The organism is Paenibacillus sp. JT22N1, from assembly GCF_059692155.1.
Genome location: NZ_JCAUAW010000033.1, coordinates 11,467 through 27,492, shown reverse-complemented (window position 1 = coordinate 27,492; position 16,026 = coordinate 11,467). Strand labels below are relative to the sequence as shown.

The window sequence follows — 16,026 nt, the reverse complement described above, 5'->3', positions numbered from 1 at the left end:
CTCCTTTAAGAATTTAAACCCACTATACAGTGAATCGTTCTCGATCTATTGTGGTGTTCTTTATTCATTGACTCCTAATTCAGAGCCCTCTAAGTTTAGGTTTAATTTATCGCTAGTGACTTCGTCGTCATCGTCGGCTTCTCTCATTTCGATCTCTTCTTCGTCGCCGGAAAGGATTTTAACATCCATACCTAAGCTTTGAAGCTCTTTGATCAAAACTTTGAATGATTCCGGAACACCAGGTTCTGGAACATTCTCGCCTTTAACGATAGACTCATATGTTTTCACACGGCCTACAACGTCATCGGACTTCACGGTAAGAATTTCTTGCAGTGTATAAGCAGCTCCATAAGCCTCGAGTGCCCATACCTCCATCTCCCCGAAACGTTGTCCACCGAACTGCGCTTTACCACCCAGCGGCTGCTGAGTAACAAGGGAGTAAGGTCCTGTTGAACGGGCATGGATTTTATCATCAACCATGTGTGCCAGTTTAATCATGTACATGACACCAACGGTAACTTCGCGTTCGAACGATTCGCCTGTACGACCATCGTACAGAATCGTTTTACCGCTACGCTGCATACCTGCTTCTTCCATCGCATCGAACACGTCATACTCACGCGCTCCATCGAATACTGGCGTTGCAGCATGGATACCCAGGTACTTGGAAGCCATACCTAAGTGAACTTCAAGCACTTGACCGATGTTCATCCGTGAAGGAACCCCTAGTGGATTCAATACAACTTCAACCGGTGTACCATCTGGAAGGAAAGGCATATCTTCTTCCGGAAGAATACGTGCAACTACCCCTTTGTTACCGTGACGTCCTGCCATTTTATCGCCTTCGGAAATTTTCCGCTTTTGTGCGATATAGACACGAACGAGTTGGTTCACACCAGGAGGCAGCTCATCGCCGTTCTCACGAGTAAATACTTTCACATCTACAACAATACCGTCTGTACCATGCGGTACGCGAAGGGATGTATCACGAACCTCACGAGCCTTCTCACCGAAGATCGCATGCAGCAATCTTTCTTCCGCAGTCAACTCAGTTACACCTTTAGGTGTTACTTTACCAACAAGGATATCGCCTGCGCCGATTTCGGCACCGACTCGGATAATACCGCGCTCGTCAAGATTTTTCAGTGCATCTTCCCCAACGTTCGGGATATCACGTGTGATTTCTTCAGGTCCCAGCTTCGTATCACGAGCTTCGGACTCGTATTCCTCGATGTGAATAGAAGTGTATACATCTTCTTTAACAAGCTTTTGGCTAAGCAAGATCGCATCCTCGTAGTTGTAACCTTCCCAAGTCATGAAGGCTACGACAACGTTACGCCCAAGCGCCAATTCGCCTTGTTCTGTTGAAGGTCCATCTGCAAGAATATCGCCCGCTTTAACCAATTGGCCTTTTTTCACAATCGGACGTTGATTAATACATGTACCTTGGTTAGAACGCATAAATTTGTGCAGTTTATATTTGACGATGTTGCCGCTAACTAGCTTGCCATCGACCAATTCTTGGCGACGCAGCCAAATTTCATTCGCAGCAGCTTTCTCAATAATTCCATCGAATTTGGAGACAATACATACTCCTGAGTCTTTTGCGACCTTATGCTCCATACCTGTTCCTACAAGAGGTGCTTTCGGGATCAAAAGCGGAACCGCTTGACGCTGCATGTTTGAACCCATAAGCGCACGGTTGGAGTCATCATTTTCAAGGAACGGAATTAACGCCGTTGCCACGGAAACAACTTGCTTCGGAGAAACGTCCATGTAATCGACACGTTCAACCGGAAGTGTTAAGTTGTCATCCTTATAACGAACGATAATTGCGTCTTCAACGAATTTATTATCTTCCGTCAATTGTGCATTCGCCTGAGCGATAACATAGTTATCCTCTTCGTCTGCTGTCAGGTAAGCGATTTGGTCGGTTACAAGTCCTGACTTCGGATCTACCCAACGATATGGCGCCTCAATGAAGCCATACTCATTAATACGGGCAAACGTAGACAAGGAGTTGATCAAACCAATGTTCGGTCCCTCTGGCGTCTCAATTGGACACATACGGCCATAGTGAGAGTGATGCACGTCACGAACTTCCATACCTGCGCGCTCTCTCGTCAAACCGCCGGGTCCGAGTGCAGACAGACGTCTTTTGTGCGTCAATTCAGCAAGCGGATTCGTTTGGTCCATAAACTGAGAAAGCTGTGAGCTACCGAAGAACTCTTTGATCGATGCGATAACAGGTCGAATGTTGATTAATGCTTGTGGTGTAATCACATTCGCGTCTTGAATCGACATACGCTCACGAACAACACGTTCCATACGGGAAAGACCAATACGGAATTGATTTTGCAGCAATTCACCTACAGAACGAAGTCTACGGTTACCTAAGTGGTCAATATCATCCGTATTTCCGATACCGTGAAGCAAATTGATGAAATAGTTAATGGATGAAATAATATCGGCAGGCGTGATGTTTTTGACAGTTTTATCAATAACACCGTTAGAAATAACTTTAACGACCTTGCCCTCTTCTGTTGGTGAATAAACGTTGATGCACTGAACTGGAATCGTATCCGCGCCCGTTACACCTTTAGGAATCGTAAATTCTTTATACCCTGCACCTTTTTCAATAAAAGGAAGGATTTCATCTAAAACACGACGATCAAGCAATTGCCCAGCTTCTGCAATGATTTCTCCAGTCTCGGAGTCCACCAGTGTTTCAGCCAAACGTTGATTGAACAATCTGTTTTTGATGTGAAGTTTTTTATTGATTTTGTAGCGACCTACATTCGCCAAATCGTAACGCTTCGGATCAAAGAAACGAGCAACGATCAAGCTTCTAGCATTATCAAGTGTAGGAGGCTCGCCCGGACGAAGACGCTCGTAGATTTCGATTAACGCTTTTTCCGTAGAATCCGTGTTATCTTTATCGAGCGTATTACGGATGTATTCATTGTCACCCAGCAAATCCAAAATCTCAGCATCTGTACCAAATCCTAAGGAACGAAGAAGGACAGTTACTGGGATTTTACGCGTGCGATCGATACGAACATAGATGATATCCTTCGCATCAGTCTCAAGCTCTAGCCACGCTCCACGGTTCGGAATGACGGTTGCGGTATATGTTTTTTTGCCGTTTTTATCCACTTTCGTGCTATAATAAACACTGGGTGAACGAACGAGCTGGGAGACGATTACACGCTCCGCACCGTTAATAATGAACGTTCCCGTGTCAGTCATGATAGGGAAATCCCCCATGAACACTTCTTGTTCTTTGACTTCACCGGTTTCCTTATTAATCAAACGGACTTTGACTCTTAACGGCGCCGCATAAGTTACGTCGCGTTCTTTGGATTCATCAACTGAATACTTAGGCTCGCCTAAGCTATAGTCAATAAACTCCAGTACTAGGTTACCTGTAAAATCCTGGATCGGAGAGATATCCTGAAACATCTCGCGAAGTCCTTCTTCCAAAAACCACTCATACGATTTTTGCTGGATTTCAATCAGGTTTGGAATGCCCAGCACCTCATTAATTCGTGCATAAGTCCTGCGTTTACGTCGTCCAAATTGAACAAGATGTCCCGCCAACTTTCATTCACCCCTCAACTCTACTCAATAAATAAAAAGAAGAAGAAAAACTTCTACCGACGTACACTCAGGACGCCTCCGTTAGTGGAGCCCGTCCGAATTAAGCGACTGTATGAAGGAAGGTTTTTCCCTGTAATCAATAAGACTTTTCCAAATATTTCTTCCCATCCTGTTAGAGTTTCCTAAAATTCAAACATTATACGTTACAAGTTCAAATTTTATTCATCCAGGAAGAAAAAAACACTTGACATTTTTGTTAACTAAAGACATGTGTCCCATCTTAATACTGACATTTTTTAATAATACCACATTTGAAATGTCAAGTCAAACAAATTCCCACGATTGTCAGTTACGATTTCATCCCACTTCAATGAGCTTTCGATTACTTCGTAGCTTTGAGAATTTTGTACCCTTTATCTTTGGATACCTCAGTAACTTCACTGTACAAGGACTCGAGTTTTTTCATGGCCGATGGAGCACCCTGCTTTTTTTGAATAACAACCCAGATAGCCCCGCCGTCAACTAAGCAATCATAAGCATCCGTAAAAATGCGATGAACGACTTCCTTGCCGGCACGAATCGGCGGATTGGTTAAAACAGCATCAAAGCGCTGCCCCTGCACTTGTTCCAAGAGATCACTTTGGAGGATGGTCACATTCGTAATTCCGTTACGCTTCGCATTATCAGCTGAAAGCTCGATCGCTCTCTCGTTGATGTCGACCATTGTCACATGCCCTTTCGGACACATGACAGCAGCGCTTAGCCCAATAGGACCGTAACCACACCCTACATCAAGAACCTTAGCATCCTCGCACAGCTCCATGGTTTCAATTAAATGCTTACTACCATAATCGACACCTTTTTTCGAAAAGACTCCCGCATCCGTCAGGAACGTATATGTTTTACCACGCAGCACTTCTTGCATAGTGTGGACATCTCGTTTAACCGTCGGTCGCTCAGTATAGTAATGCTCTGACACGTTATGAATTCCTCCTTCACTTTTACCTTTAGGAAAATCAAATAACGAGAGCGTTCCTAAGGCTTTCCTAAGGGTAAAAACCTCATCTTATAACGGTTAAAAAAACCTCTTGAAGTCAAGCTTCAAGAGGTTTCCTATTGAAAGATTACTTAACTTCTACGGAAGCGCCAGCTTCAGTAAGCTTAGCTTTAACAGCTTCTGCTTCTTCGGAGCTAACTTTTTCTTTAACTGCTTTAGGAGCTCCATCAACCAAGTCTTTCGCTTCTTTCAGACCAAGACCTGTGATTTCGCGAACTACTTTAATTACGTTGATTTTGGATGCGCCAGCGCCAGTCAAGATAACATCAAACTCAGTTTGAGCTTCTTCAACTGCTACTGCTGCGCCACCGCCAGCTGCTACTGGAGCTGCTGCTGTTACGCCAAACTCTTCTTCAATTGCTTTAACCAGGTCGTTCAATTCCAAGATTGTCATGCCTTTGATTGCTTCTAGGATCGTTGCATTGTTGCTCATGGTTAAACCTCCATTATCATTCATATATTTTGTGGTTGTTGTGGTAAAACAAAATTAAGCTTGACCTTCAGCTTCTTGTTTCTCAGCAACTGCTTTAACAGCAAGTGCAAAGTTACGAACTGGAGCTTGAAGAACGCTAAGCAACATGGAGAGAAGACCATCTCTGGATGGAAGTTCAGCAAGTGCTTTGATTTGATCATATCCAACTACGCGGCCTTCGACCACGCCGCCTTTTACGCTCAATTGATCATTCTTTTTCGCAAATTCAGTCAAGATTTTCGCTGGAGCGACTAGATCGTCATTGCTGAAAGCAATAGCAGTTGGACCTGTTAGGTACTCATCCAATGCGCTTAATTCAGCATTTGCCGATGCGCGTCTAGCCAACGAGTTCTTGAGAACTACGAATTCAATACCAGCTTCGCGCAAGGTTTTGCGCAGCTGCGTTACTTGAGCTACGTTCAAACCGCGGTAGTCTGCTATGATTGTAGAAGCACTAGCTTTAAACTTCTCAGTTACTTCAGCTACTGCTTGTTCTTTCTGTGCAAGAATTTTCGCGTTTGCCATAGTACACCTCACTTCTTATGCATTTATCTTTCAAGATCGCAAACAGTAGGAGCATCAGCATTCCTTATCTAAAATAAGAAATGCCTTCGTAGACGCTACGAAGGCATGATGTGTTCACTATTTCCCTGAAGTACAAAGAAATCGCTATATATATCATAACACCTCGGTAGGAAATTAAGCACGTTGGCACCTACTGTCTACGGTTTGCATATTCATTTTTATGACCTTTGATAGAGTATCACGCCCAGCAACCGAAGTCAACTGGTAGCTTTTACTTATCTGAAGGATTGCAGGTTCACACGAACGCTTGGGCCCATTGTGGAGGATACAGCAATGTTTTTCAGGTAAACACCTTTAGCAGCTGCTGGTTTCGCTCTTACAAGTGCATCAACCAATGCTTTGAAGTTTTCGTTCAACTTATCAGCATCGAAAGATACTTTGCCAAGTGGAGCATGGATTTGGCCCGCTTTGTCAAGACGGTACTCGATTTTACCTGCTTTGATCTCTTGAACAGCTTTGGTAACGTCGAAAGTAACTGTTCCTGCTTTAGGGTTTGGCATTAAACCTTTACCCCCGAGGATACGACCCAGTTTACCAACTTCGCTCATCATGTCCGGAGTAGCTACGCAAACGTCAAATTCGAACCAACCTTGTTGAATTTTGTTGATCATGTCAGCATCACCAACAAAATCTGCACCAGCTGCTTCAGCTTCTTTCGCTTTCTCGCCTTTAGCAAATACAAGTACACGTTTCGTTTTACCAGTACCGTGCGGAAGTACAACGACACCACGAACAGCCTGATCTTGTTTTCTTGGGTCAACACCCAGACGAACTGCAACATCTACAGTTTCATCAAATTTAGCAGTAGCTGTTTTCTTAACAAGCTCGATTGCTTCTGACGGATCATACAAAGCTTCAGCATTTACAAGCTGAGATGCTTCGCGGTATTTTTTACCGTGTTTAGGCATTTTAAAATCCTCCTTAGTGGTTTTAGCGGATAATCCTCCCACCGAGCGGCTGAAGAGTTTCCTCGAAGAAAACCCACTTCGATAGCTTGCGCTTATCGTTTAACCGCATTCCTTGCGGAATTAATCTTCGATAGTGATTCCCATGCTGCGAGCAGTACCTTCAACCATACGCATTGCAGCCTCAACGGATGCAGCATTCAGGTCAGGCATTTTTTGTTCAGCGATTTCGCGAACTTTTGCGCGTTTCACAGTTGCAACTTTCTTTTTGTTTGGTTCACCGGATCCTTTTTCGATACCAGCAACGACGCGAAGAAGAACTGCAGCCGGAGGCGTTTTAGTGATGAATGTAAAGGAACGATCCTCGAATACTGTGATTTCAACCGGAATGATAAGACCAACTTGATCAGCAGTACGAGCGTTAAACTCTTTACAGAAAGCCATGATGTTCACACCTGCTTGACCCAATGCTGGACCGATCGGTGGTGCTGGATTTGCTTTCGCAGCTTGAACTTGAAGCTTAACGATTTTAATAACCTTTTTTGCCATGATAGACACCTCCTTGCTTTTAATATGGGATCTCATTGCCATCCCACTAACGAAGGTCTATCCCGAGGAATAGACCTGGTAGAAACCCTTGGTTGTCTTGTTTTATAGCTTTTCCACTTGGTCGAAATCGAGCTCAAGCGGGGTTTCTCTACCAAACATGTTGACATGTACCTTAAGTTTACCCTTGTCAGCAACAATTTCTTCAACAGAGCCGACAAAGTTTGCGAAAGGTCCTACCTTGACGCGTACGGTTTCTTTGAGTTCGAAGTCGATTTTCTCCTTCGGCTCTTCCATACCCATATGCTTCAGGATAGATTCAACTTCCTCAGGTAATAATGCAGTCGGTTTAGAGCCGGATCCTGTAGAACCTACGAATCCAGTTACTCCTGGCGTATTACGTACAACATACCAAGAGTCATCCGTTTGAATCATTTCTACGAGGACATAACCTGGATAAACTTTACGCATGACGACTTTTTTCTTGCCGTCTTTGTTTACCAGCTCTTCTTCCATAGGCACAAGCACACGGAAGATCTTGTCCGTCATTTCCATAGATTCAACGCGTTTCTCTAAGTTGGCTTTTACTTTGTTCTCATACCCTGAATAGGTATGTACGACGTACCATCTTTTTTCCATGAATAAATTCACCTATAGTCCTGTTTATTTAAAAACAAGGCGCAGCAACTCAGAAATTCCTAGATCCAGCACAAAAAAATAGATGGCAACAAAAGTTACGGTACCCAATACGACAAGCGTATAAGTAGTCATCTCTTTGCGACTTGGCCACTTGACCTTTTTGAGTTCTGACCAACTGTCGGTGAAGAAGGAAAAAGTGGATCCGAAGCTTTGTCTCATTCTAGCCAAGAACGCCACAAACTACACCTCCAAAGAACTACCTAGTCTCGCGATGAGCAGTATGTTCATTGCAAAATTTGCAATATTTCTTCAACTCAATACGGTCGGGATTGTTGCGCTTATTTTTAGTGGATGCATAGTTTCTTTGTTTGCAATTTGTGCACGCTAATGTGATGATGACCCGCATGATGTACACCTCCTACAGACACTTTCTAATTAAAGCCCTTCTAAGCGCGTCAAAAAGAAAGCGACTTTTAGGGCTACCTGAAATACTTTATCACAACCCGTAATAGGGTGTCAAGGCAGAAGTCTCATAAATGCGAGAGTATCACCAGTATAGACTCTCTAGGCAATTGTTAAACACTCTCCCAAAGAAAAACACCCGCACAGCTTAAGCGGCACGGGTACTTCCTACAAATCTCGGACTTCTAGATAACGTTCAAGCTTGCGTTTAACACGTTGAAGAGCATTATCAATAGACTTCACATGACGATCGAGATCAACGGCAATTTCTTGATACGATCTGCCATCGAGATAGAGCATCAGTACCCTGCGCTCTAGGTCACTTAATATCTCTCCCATTTTATCTTCAAGGCCCGTAAACTCTTCTTGATTGATTACAAGCTCCTCAGGATCTGTAACCCGGGAACCGCTAATAACGTCAAGCAGCGTACGATCAGAATCTTCATCATAGATAGGCTTGTCCAGTGACACGTAGGAATTAAGAGGAATGTGCTTCTGACGCGTTGCTGTCTTGATCGCCGTGATGATCTGTCGCGTGATGCACAGTTCAGCAAAGGCTTTGAATGAAGCAAGCTTGTCTCCTCGGAAGTCGCGAATAGATTTATATAAACCTATCATACCTTCCTGCACAATGTCTTCTCGGTCTGCACCTATCAAAAAATAAGAACGTGCTTTGGCACGTACGAAATTCTTATATTTATTGATAAGATATTCCAACGCTTCGCTACTGCCTTCACGAACTGCTTCGACGATGTCTTCATCTGGCTTGAGGTCATAATCATACATTCTCAGTTCTTTGAGGTCGACACTCACCAACAATCCCTCCGGCCTGCAGGACTACCCAGATTCACTATAAAAGTTTAGGTTAAGTATACATGAAGCAAACTCACACCGTCAACGGGGAACCGCACCATTTCTAGCATTTGGAGGATTCACTCTCCTCTTCGCCACCGCTCGAACTGCTCTTTGAGCTCATGGCTCAGTTTACTTTCGAACGGATTACGCTTGGATGAAGTTTCAGGATGAATACGTTCTCTCACTTCTTTGCGATTCTGTTTGATTTTGACTAGCAGTTCACCAGCGGGCATCCGAAGAGCTCCTTTGCCGAAAATGACATGCTGCTCAATCATATCCGAGGTGGCTACGTAGATCTGCTTACGCCTTCCCATCAGATTCGTGACCAGGCGTTCGATCCGTTCATCTGCTGTTTCCTTCTCTTTGGTATAGAGTACTATAAGCTTACTCTGCACATATTTCTTACCAAGTCCAGGTACCATATAGGCATCAAAAACGAGGTATACCTTCATACCCGAGTAGGATTGATACTCCGCCAGCATATGAATTAACTGATCGCGAGCGCCCTCCAAATCCGTGTCCTTCAGCTTACTCAGCTCCGGCCATGCGCCAATAATATTGTAGCCATCAACAATCAGAAACTGTTCCATTTCATTTAACTCTTATTACGCTGTCTAACCACTTCATACATCAATACACCCGCGGCGACGGACGCATTCAAAGAATTCACATGTCCTGCCATTGGAAGCTTAACTAAGAAGTCACATTTCTCTTTAATTAATCGACCTACACCTTTACCTTCATTCCCTATAACAAGTGCTATTGGAATACTAAAGTTGGCTTTATACACATCTTGAGCAGCGGACACATCCGTTCCAGCGACCCAAACTCCCTGCTCTTTTAATTTCTCAATCGTCTGCGCGATATTCGTCACACGTGCAACGGGAACATATTCAACAGCCCCAGCCGAAGTCTTGGAAACTGTAGCCGTAAGTCCAACGGAACGCCGCTTAGGGATAATGACGCCATGAACACCTGTGCAGTCTGCTGTTCGCAGAATCGAACCCAGATTATGCGGATCCTCGATCTCATCAAGAATTAGGATAAAAGGTTCTTGCCCGAGCTCTTTAGCCTTATCCAGAATATCCTCTACTTCGACATATTCATAGGCAGCAACTTGCGCTACAACCCCTTGGTGTTGTAGTCCTTCGGCCATTTGGTCCAGCTTGCGCTTATCCGTAAACTGAACGATAATGCCTACATTTTTGGCTTCCGCTACAATAGGACCTGCGAATTGCTTCTGAGCACTCTCTGCGATCCATATTTTATTAATCGTCCGACCAGCACGAAGCGCCTCTAGAACGGAGTGCTTCCCGCCGATATATTCTTCATCCATTCCTGTTCCTCCTAAAAGTTTTGCTTGAACAATACTATCATCGTTAGCTTTAGCTACTTGTTCTGCTTGTAAGCAATCGCAAAGTCTAATATTTCCTTCAATCTCTCAAAAGATTGTTTATAGTACAAATATCCGATTAAGCACTCAAACGCGGTGCTGTGCCGGTATTCCAGCACCTCCGCGTTTTTGGCTGTAGTTCCTGATTTGGCATTGCGTCCCCGCTTTACCATGTCTACTTCTTCTTCCGATAGCATCGGCATCAAAGCCTCCAGCAATTTGGATTGTGCTTTGGCTGAGACATATCCCGTCGATGCTTTGTGCAAATGGTTCGGCCGATGATTAGCTCCAGAAATCACATATTGCCTGATGTACACTTCATACACAGCATCCCCTATATAAGCCAATACAAGCGGATTCAGTAAATGGGGACTTTTAGATGGCGGGAAAACAAAAAGGTTCGCAGCATCATGGATGGACTCACTCATTTACGGCGCCAGCGTATTCCCTGCGGTGTATCCTCAAGGAATATCCCTTTCTCCGTGAGCAGGTCACGAATTTCATCTGCGCGGGCCCAGTTCTTCGACTTACGCGATTCAGTTCGTTCGATAATCAACTGCTCAATCTCTTCATCTAACAGCTCATCCGTTTGCTGTGAAAGAAACCCTAAGGTTTGGTCGAACGCTTGCAGCTGATCCAAGAAAAGCTGCAGTGCGGCAGCATTTACCCGCTCCTGTTGCAGATACAGGTTAGCTTCAGCAACAAGGTCGAATACCGCTGTAATAGCATCCGGAGTATTGAAATCATCATTCATCTTATCATCAAACTGGCTCGAAATCGCAGCCAAACGATCGGTTAGTGCTGATTCTATTTCGTTAGTCGCAGAAGCAGTAGTAAGTCGATGTTTCAGGTTGTCATAAGCATTCTGGATACGTTCTAAAGCATTAGAGGCTTGTTTCAAGCTTTCATCGCTGAAATTCAGCGGATTGCGATAGTGCGCGGACAACATGAAGAAACGGAATACTTGTGGCTTGATTTGTTTAACTAGATCACGAATAAGAATCCCGTTACCAAGTGACTTGGACATCTTCTCATTGTCAATGTTAAGGAAGGCATTGTGCAGCCAATAATTAGCCATTGGATGCCCCGTTACAGCTTCCGTCTGAGCGATTTCACACTCATGATGCGGGAATGTCAAATCTTGTCCTCCACCATGTATATCAATGGTTTCACCCAAATATTTGCGCACCATGGCGGAGCACTCGATATGCCAGCCTGGACGGCCTTGCCCCCATGGACTATCCCAATAAATTTCTCCCGGTTTGGCCGCTTTCCACAGAACAAAATCCTGAGGACTCTCTTTGCGATCGTCTACTTCAATACGGATACCGTATTGGAGCTCTTCCAGATTTTGATTGGATAACTTGCCATACTCGGCAAATTTACTTGTTCTGTAATAAACGTCACCGCGGGCTTCATAAGCGAAATCTTTCTCAACGAGAGCAGCAATGAAATCGATAATTTCCTGGATGTTCTCCGTAACGCGCGGATTCAAGGTAGCATCGTGAACGCCAAGCGTTTTGACGTCGTCCAAAAAGGCTTGAATGAATGTTTCTGCAAGCTCTGGAACGGTAACAGCCAACTCCTCGGCTTTTCGAATCATTTTATCATCCACATCGGTAAAGTTCGTAATATAGGTTACTTCATACTTTTGAGACTCCAAATAGCGACGAACAACATCGAAGAAAATAACCGGCCTGCCGTTACCAATATGAATATAGTTATACACAGTAGGCCCGCAAACGTACATCTTCACTTTACCTGGTTCAATTGGCACAAATTCTTCTTTTTTCCGCGTTAGCGTATTATACACTCTGAGTGTCATGTTCTCTCGTTTCTCCATTCTTAAGGCGTTCTTGTTCAAGTTGCTGTTTTAAATCATTAATCTGATTCTGTAATTCCTGAAATATATCAACAATGGGATCAGGTAAGTTCCCATGGTCCAAACGATTCACACGAACCCCGTCCCGCTTCACAAGTTTAGCAGGGATAGTAACGACGGTACTATTTGATGGAACTTCTTGAATGACTACTGCATTAGAACCAATACGTGAATTTTCGCCTACAAGGAATGAACCCAAAATTTTGGCACCCGAGCCAATAACTACATTATTGCCAATAGTTGGATGTCTCTTACCTTTTTCTTTACCCGTACCCCCTAAGGTTACGCCTTGGTAAAGGATGACATCGTCGCCGATCTCACAGGTTTCCCCGATAACAACACCCATGCCATGATCAATAAACAACCTTTTCCCTATCGTTGCACCCGGATGAATCTCAATCCCTGTCATGAACCGGCTCCACTGCGAAACAACGCGAGCTATAGTATACATCTCCCGCTTGTAAAACCAATGGCCGATTCGATGGGACCAAATCGCATGAAGCCCAGAATACGTAAAAACAACCTCAAACCAGCTGCGTGCAGCCGGGTCGTTATCGAATACGGCGGATATATCAGATTTGATCGTTGCCCACATGTTCTCACCTTCTTCGTAGAAATTCATCATACAAGGATTCTTATCAATCAAAAAAAGCCCCTGCAGCCATATGGCTGCAGAGGCGTAGTTATCGCGGTTCCACTCTGCTTGGTGACTCGGAAGTCTCCCAACTTAAGTTCCCGTAACGTGGGTATTCCGGCTGCGCCTACCCTACTCTTACGAGTATTCGGCGCGGCAGCTCCCAGGTGCATTTCCGATTACAGGAATTGGATAACTCACAGCCAAAGCCTCGCGACTTTGATTATCCTCTCTGATAAATCCCTAGTTAAACGTACTCTCCTGATCATTGCATTCGATATTGAACTAAGTATAGCGAAAAGAAACTCGCTTTACAATAAGTTCCTTAGACGTGATGCGACTTTTTCTTTGCCAAGTAAGTAAAGAGACACATTTAAGTCCGGTCCGTGTACTTGTCCCGTTAGCGCAGATCGAATCGACATGAACAGTTGTTTCCCTTTGAAGCCCGTATCCTTCTGCACTTGTTTCAGCAAAGCTGGGATGGCTTCTACGGTGAAAGCTTCCGCTTGCTCGACTTGCGTTAGGAAGCTTGCCAGCACAACAGGCACATGCTCCTCTTTCAATACAGTAGAAGCTTCCTCATCGATAACCAGCTCTTCTTTGAAGAAAATGCTCGATAGCTCGACAATCTCTGCGGCGAAACGCATTCTCTCTTGATTGAGGCCTACCAGGGCCGTTACCCACTCTTGACCTGCTGCATCCAAATCACCTTGAATGTATCCAGCCTTTTGCAGATGAGGCACACTTAGCTCAACCACTCGGGAAAGCGGGGCCTTTTTCAAATAAGCATTGTTCATCCAATTCAATTTATCCATATCAAACACAGCCGGACTTTTGGATACACGATCCAGGTCAAACTGGGCAATAAGCTCTTCCTTCGTGAACATCTCTTCTTCGCCGCCAGGAGACCAACCGAGAAGGGCAATGAAGTTAACAACAGCTTCAGGCAGATAGCCTAGCTCTTTGTACTGTTCGATAAACTGAATGATGGATTCATCCCGTTTACTCATTTTTTTACGATCAGGATTCAAGATAAGTGCCAAATGAGCAAAGTCAGGCACAGGAAGTCCCAGTGCTTCGTACATGAGGATTTGTCTTGGTGTATTGGACAGATGCTCCTCACCGCGAATAACCAGATTGATTTTCATCAAATGATCATCCACAATGACAGCAAAATTATAGGTTGGAATGCCATCAGTACGTGCAATGATGAAATCACCAATCCCATTGGATTCAAATTCAACATGCTCTCGAACCTTATCCTCAAAGCCGATAATCCGGTCTTCTGGAACACGGAAACGAATGGATGCCTTACGTCCTTCAGCTTGATAAGCAGCAATCTGATCAGGTGTTAAGTTACGGCATTTACCTGAATAACCGCCCATTTCTCCGCGCGCTTCTTGCTCTGCTCGCTCCTGCTCCAAATCCGCTTCAGAGCAATAGCAATGGTACGCATGGCCGCTCTGAACCAATTGATCAAGATACGTCTGATAAATATCCAGTCGCTCCATCTGACGATAAGGACCGTATGGACCTCCGATATCTACGCTCTCGTCCCACTCTAAACCAAGCCATCTTAGGCCATTCAGTTGATCCTCGATACCAGACTCTTTATGACGAGTTTGATCCGTATCTTCAAAACGAACAACGAATGCACCGCCATGGCGACGCGCCAATAAATAATCAAACAGTGCTGTACGAGCACCGCCAATATGTAAATGTCCAGTCGGACTAGGTGCATAACGCACACGTAAAGGCTGATTCATGTGTGTTCCCTCTTCTCCCCAATATTACCTGCTATTCTAGCACATCTCGAATTAAACAAACAACCGATTGCGCAGCAATTCCTTCGCCTCGACCCGTGAAACCAAGCTGTTCAGTCGTAGTAGCTTTCACGTTGACTTGATCTGGCTTAGCATCTAGCGCAGCGGCAATAATTTCTACCATCTGCGGGATGTACGGGGCCATTTTGGGCTTCTGGGCAATGATGGTTGAGTCCGTATTCCCTAGGTGATAACCTTTGTCCTTAGCCAGCTGCCAAACCTGTTTCAGCAGTTCCAGACTGTCCGCATCCTTGAACTCTGCAGCCGTATCAGGGAAATGTTTTCCGATATCGCCTAAACCTAGCGCTCCCAGAATAGCATCACTAATAGCGTGCAGCAGTACGTCGGCATCTGAGTGACCGAGCAGCCCTTTTTCATAAGGAATTGTCACGCCTCCAATAATGCACTTGCGGCCTTCCACCAACTGATGAACATCAAATCCTTGTCCTACGCGAATCATAGCTGTCCCTCTCCCCTTACGTTGTGTAGTATCCATTCTGCCCATGGCAAGTCTTCCGGTGTCGTGATCTTAATATTATAATAGTCCCCTTCGACCACATGCACCGTCGTTCCTATTCGTTCCACCAACATTGCATCGTCCGTCCCCATGAAATCATCCTGAAGAGCCCGTTCATGCGCTTCCTGTAGAAGAGAAAGCCGAAAAGCTTGCGGCGTTTGGATCGCCCACAAGCTTCGTCTATCGGGTGTAGATTGGATTCGTTTCTCGGTATCTACGATTTTGATCGTATCCTTAACAGGAACGGCCAGCACTGCTGCATCCTGTTCTTGCGCTTTCAATAGGCAATCGAACACATGTTCTTTTTTTACGAAAGGCCTAACACCGTCATGAACGAGTACCCACGTTGTATCCCTCTGTAGGGAGTCCAGACCCCGTCTAACGGAATCTTGACGTTCGGCGCCTCCTGCTAGCACATGAGTGACCTTGGAAAGAGAGTGGTCCTGTACAAAGCCTCTACAGCGATCTACATCAGTTCCTCCAACAACGAGAATGATTTCATCCACTTCATGTATGTTTTGAAATAATTGCAAGGTATGTACCAGAATTGGCTTGTGTCCCAGTTGTAAGTATTGTTTACTTTCAGCCGTTCCCATTCGCGAGCCCTTGCCCGCTGCCACGATGATAACTCCTAGCTTCTCCATATGACCTCCAAC

The 16,026-nt window shown here is 44.7% G+C and carries 18 protein-coding genes and 1 other annotated feature; all 18 genes read right to left on the bottom strand.

What is annotated here, in order from left to right; all coding sequences use genetic code 11:
* Positions 1–60 precede the first annotated feature (60 nt).
* The 18 genes from rpoB to ispD all read right to left on the bottom strand — a co-directional run bounded on the left by rpoB (position 61) and on the right by ispD (position 16,014).
* The gene (gene rpoB / locus AC58UU_RS36315; protein ID WP_171642875.1) at positions 61–3,600 is read right to left on the bottom strand and encodes a DNA-directed RNA polymerase subunit beta; all 3,540 of its coding nucleotides are present in this window, start codon (positions 3,598–3,600) and stop codon (positions 61–63) included.
* Between the two features lie 382 nt (positions 3,601–3,982).
* Positions 3,983–4,579: a class I SAM-dependent methyltransferase gene (locus AC58UU_RS36310; protein WP_497322325.1), complete on the bottom strand. Its 597-nt coding sequence runs from the start codon at positions 4,577–4,579 to the stop codon at positions 3,983–3,985.
* A gap of 145 nt (positions 4,580–4,724) precedes the next feature.
* A complete protein-coding gene (gene rplL / locus AC58UU_RS36305) occupies positions 4,725–5,090 on the bottom strand; it encodes a 50S ribosomal protein L7/L12 (protein ID WP_497322324.1) in 366 nt (121 codons plus the stop codon).
* 54 nt (positions 5,091–5,144) lie between these two features.
* Complete coding sequence (rplJ, locus tag AC58UU_RS36300) at positions 5,145–5,654, bottom strand: 50S ribosomal protein L10 (RefSeq protein WP_497322323.1); 510 nt, start codon at positions 5,652–5,654, stop codon at positions 5,145–5,147.
* A 66-nt stretch (positions 5,655–5,720) separates the two neighbouring features.
* Positions 5,721–5,875 (bottom strand) — a sequence feature (ribosomal protein L10 leader region).
* 54 nt (positions 5,876–5,929) lie between these two features.
* A complete protein-coding gene (gene rplA, locus AC58UU_RS36295) occupies positions 5,930–6,622 on the bottom strand; it encodes a 50S ribosomal protein L1 (protein ID WP_497322322.1) in 693 nt (230 codons plus the stop codon).
* Positions 6,623–6,742: 120 nt separating this feature from the next.
* Complete coding sequence (rplK, locus tag AC58UU_RS36290) at positions 6,743–7,168, bottom strand: 50S ribosomal protein L11 (RefSeq protein ID WP_029196472.1); 426 nt, start codon at positions 7,166–7,168, stop codon at positions 6,743–6,745.
* Between the two features lie 102 nt (positions 7,169–7,270).
* The gene (gene nusG, locus AC58UU_RS36285; RefSeq protein WP_029196473.1) at positions 7,271–7,804 is read right to left on the bottom strand and encodes a transcription termination/antitermination protein NusG; all 534 of its coding nucleotides are present in this window, start codon (positions 7,802–7,804) and stop codon (positions 7,271–7,273) included.
* 24 nt (positions 7,805–7,828) lie between these two features.
* Complete coding sequence (secE, locus tag AC58UU_RS36280) at positions 7,829–8,041, bottom strand: preprotein translocase subunit SecE (protein ID WP_171642872.1); 213 nt, start codon at positions 8,039–8,041, stop codon at positions 7,829–7,831.
* Positions 8,042–8,060: 19 nt separating this feature from the next.
* Entirely contained in the window at positions 8,061–8,210 is a 150-nt protein-coding gene (gene rpmG / locus AC58UU_RS36275; protein WP_079418041.1) for a 50S ribosomal protein L33, read from the bottom strand.
* Positions 8,211–8,434: 224 nt separating this feature from the next.
* The gene (gene sigH / locus AC58UU_RS36270) at positions 8,435–9,079 is read right to left on the bottom strand and encodes an RNA polymerase sporulation sigma factor SigH (RefSeq protein ID WP_028557511.1); all 645 of its coding nucleotides are present in this window, start codon (positions 9,077–9,079) and stop codon (positions 8,435–8,437) included.
* A gap of 119 nt (positions 9,080–9,198) precedes the next feature.
* Positions 9,199–9,711: an NYN domain-containing protein gene (locus tag AC58UU_RS36265; RefSeq protein ID WP_057304274.1), complete on the bottom strand. Its 513-nt coding sequence runs from the start codon at positions 9,709–9,711 to the stop codon at positions 9,199–9,201.
* A 5-nt stretch (positions 9,712–9,716) separates the two neighbouring features.
* Positions 9,717–10,457: a 23S rRNA (guanosine(2251)-2'-O)-methyltransferase RlmB gene (rlmB, locus tag AC58UU_RS36260; protein ID WP_047683217.1), complete on the bottom strand. Its 741-nt coding sequence runs from the start codon at positions 10,455–10,457 to the stop codon at positions 9,717–9,719.
* Between the two features lie 53 nt (positions 10,458–10,510).
* On the bottom strand, positions 10,511–10,942 hold the full coding sequence (locus tag AC58UU_RS36255) for a Mini-ribonuclease 3 (protein WP_497322321.1): 432 nt from the start codon (positions 10,940–10,942) through the stop codon (positions 10,511–10,513).
* On the bottom strand, positions 10,939–12,339 hold the full coding sequence (gene cysS, locus AC58UU_RS36250) for a cysteine--tRNA ligase (RefSeq protein WP_497322320.1): 1,401 nt from the start codon (positions 12,337–12,339) through the stop codon (positions 10,939–10,941). The genes AC58UU_RS36255 and cysS overlap by 4 nt, the downstream gene beginning before the upstream one ends.
* Positions 12,320–12,991, bottom strand: coding sequence for a serine O-acetyltransferase (gene cysE, locus AC58UU_RS36245; protein ID WP_497322347.1), 672 nt, complete (start codon positions 12,989–12,991; stop codon positions 12,320–12,322). The genes cysS and cysE overlap by 20 nt, the downstream gene beginning before the upstream one ends.
* 350 nt (positions 12,992–13,341) lie before the next feature.
* Positions 13,342–14,796, bottom strand: a complete 1,455-nt coding sequence (gltX, locus tag AC58UU_RS36240; protein ID WP_497322319.1) for a glutamate--tRNA ligase — start codon at positions 14,794–14,796, stop codon at positions 13,342–13,344.
* 31 nt (positions 14,797–14,827) lie between these two features.
* Positions 14,828–15,313 (bottom strand): 2-C-methyl-D-erythritol 2,4-cyclodiphosphate synthase, encoded by a 486-nt coding sequence (ispF, locus tag AC58UU_RS36235; protein WP_171642867.1) that lies wholly within the window; start codon positions 15,311–15,313, stop codon positions 14,828–14,830.
* Entirely contained in the window at positions 15,310–16,014 is a 705-nt protein-coding gene (ispD, locus tag AC58UU_RS36230; protein WP_497322318.1) for a 2-C-methyl-D-erythritol 4-phosphate cytidylyltransferase, read from the bottom strand. Before ispD ends, ispF begins: the two co-directional genes overlap by 4 nt.
* Between the last annotated feature and the right edge of the window lie 12 nt (positions 16,015–16,026).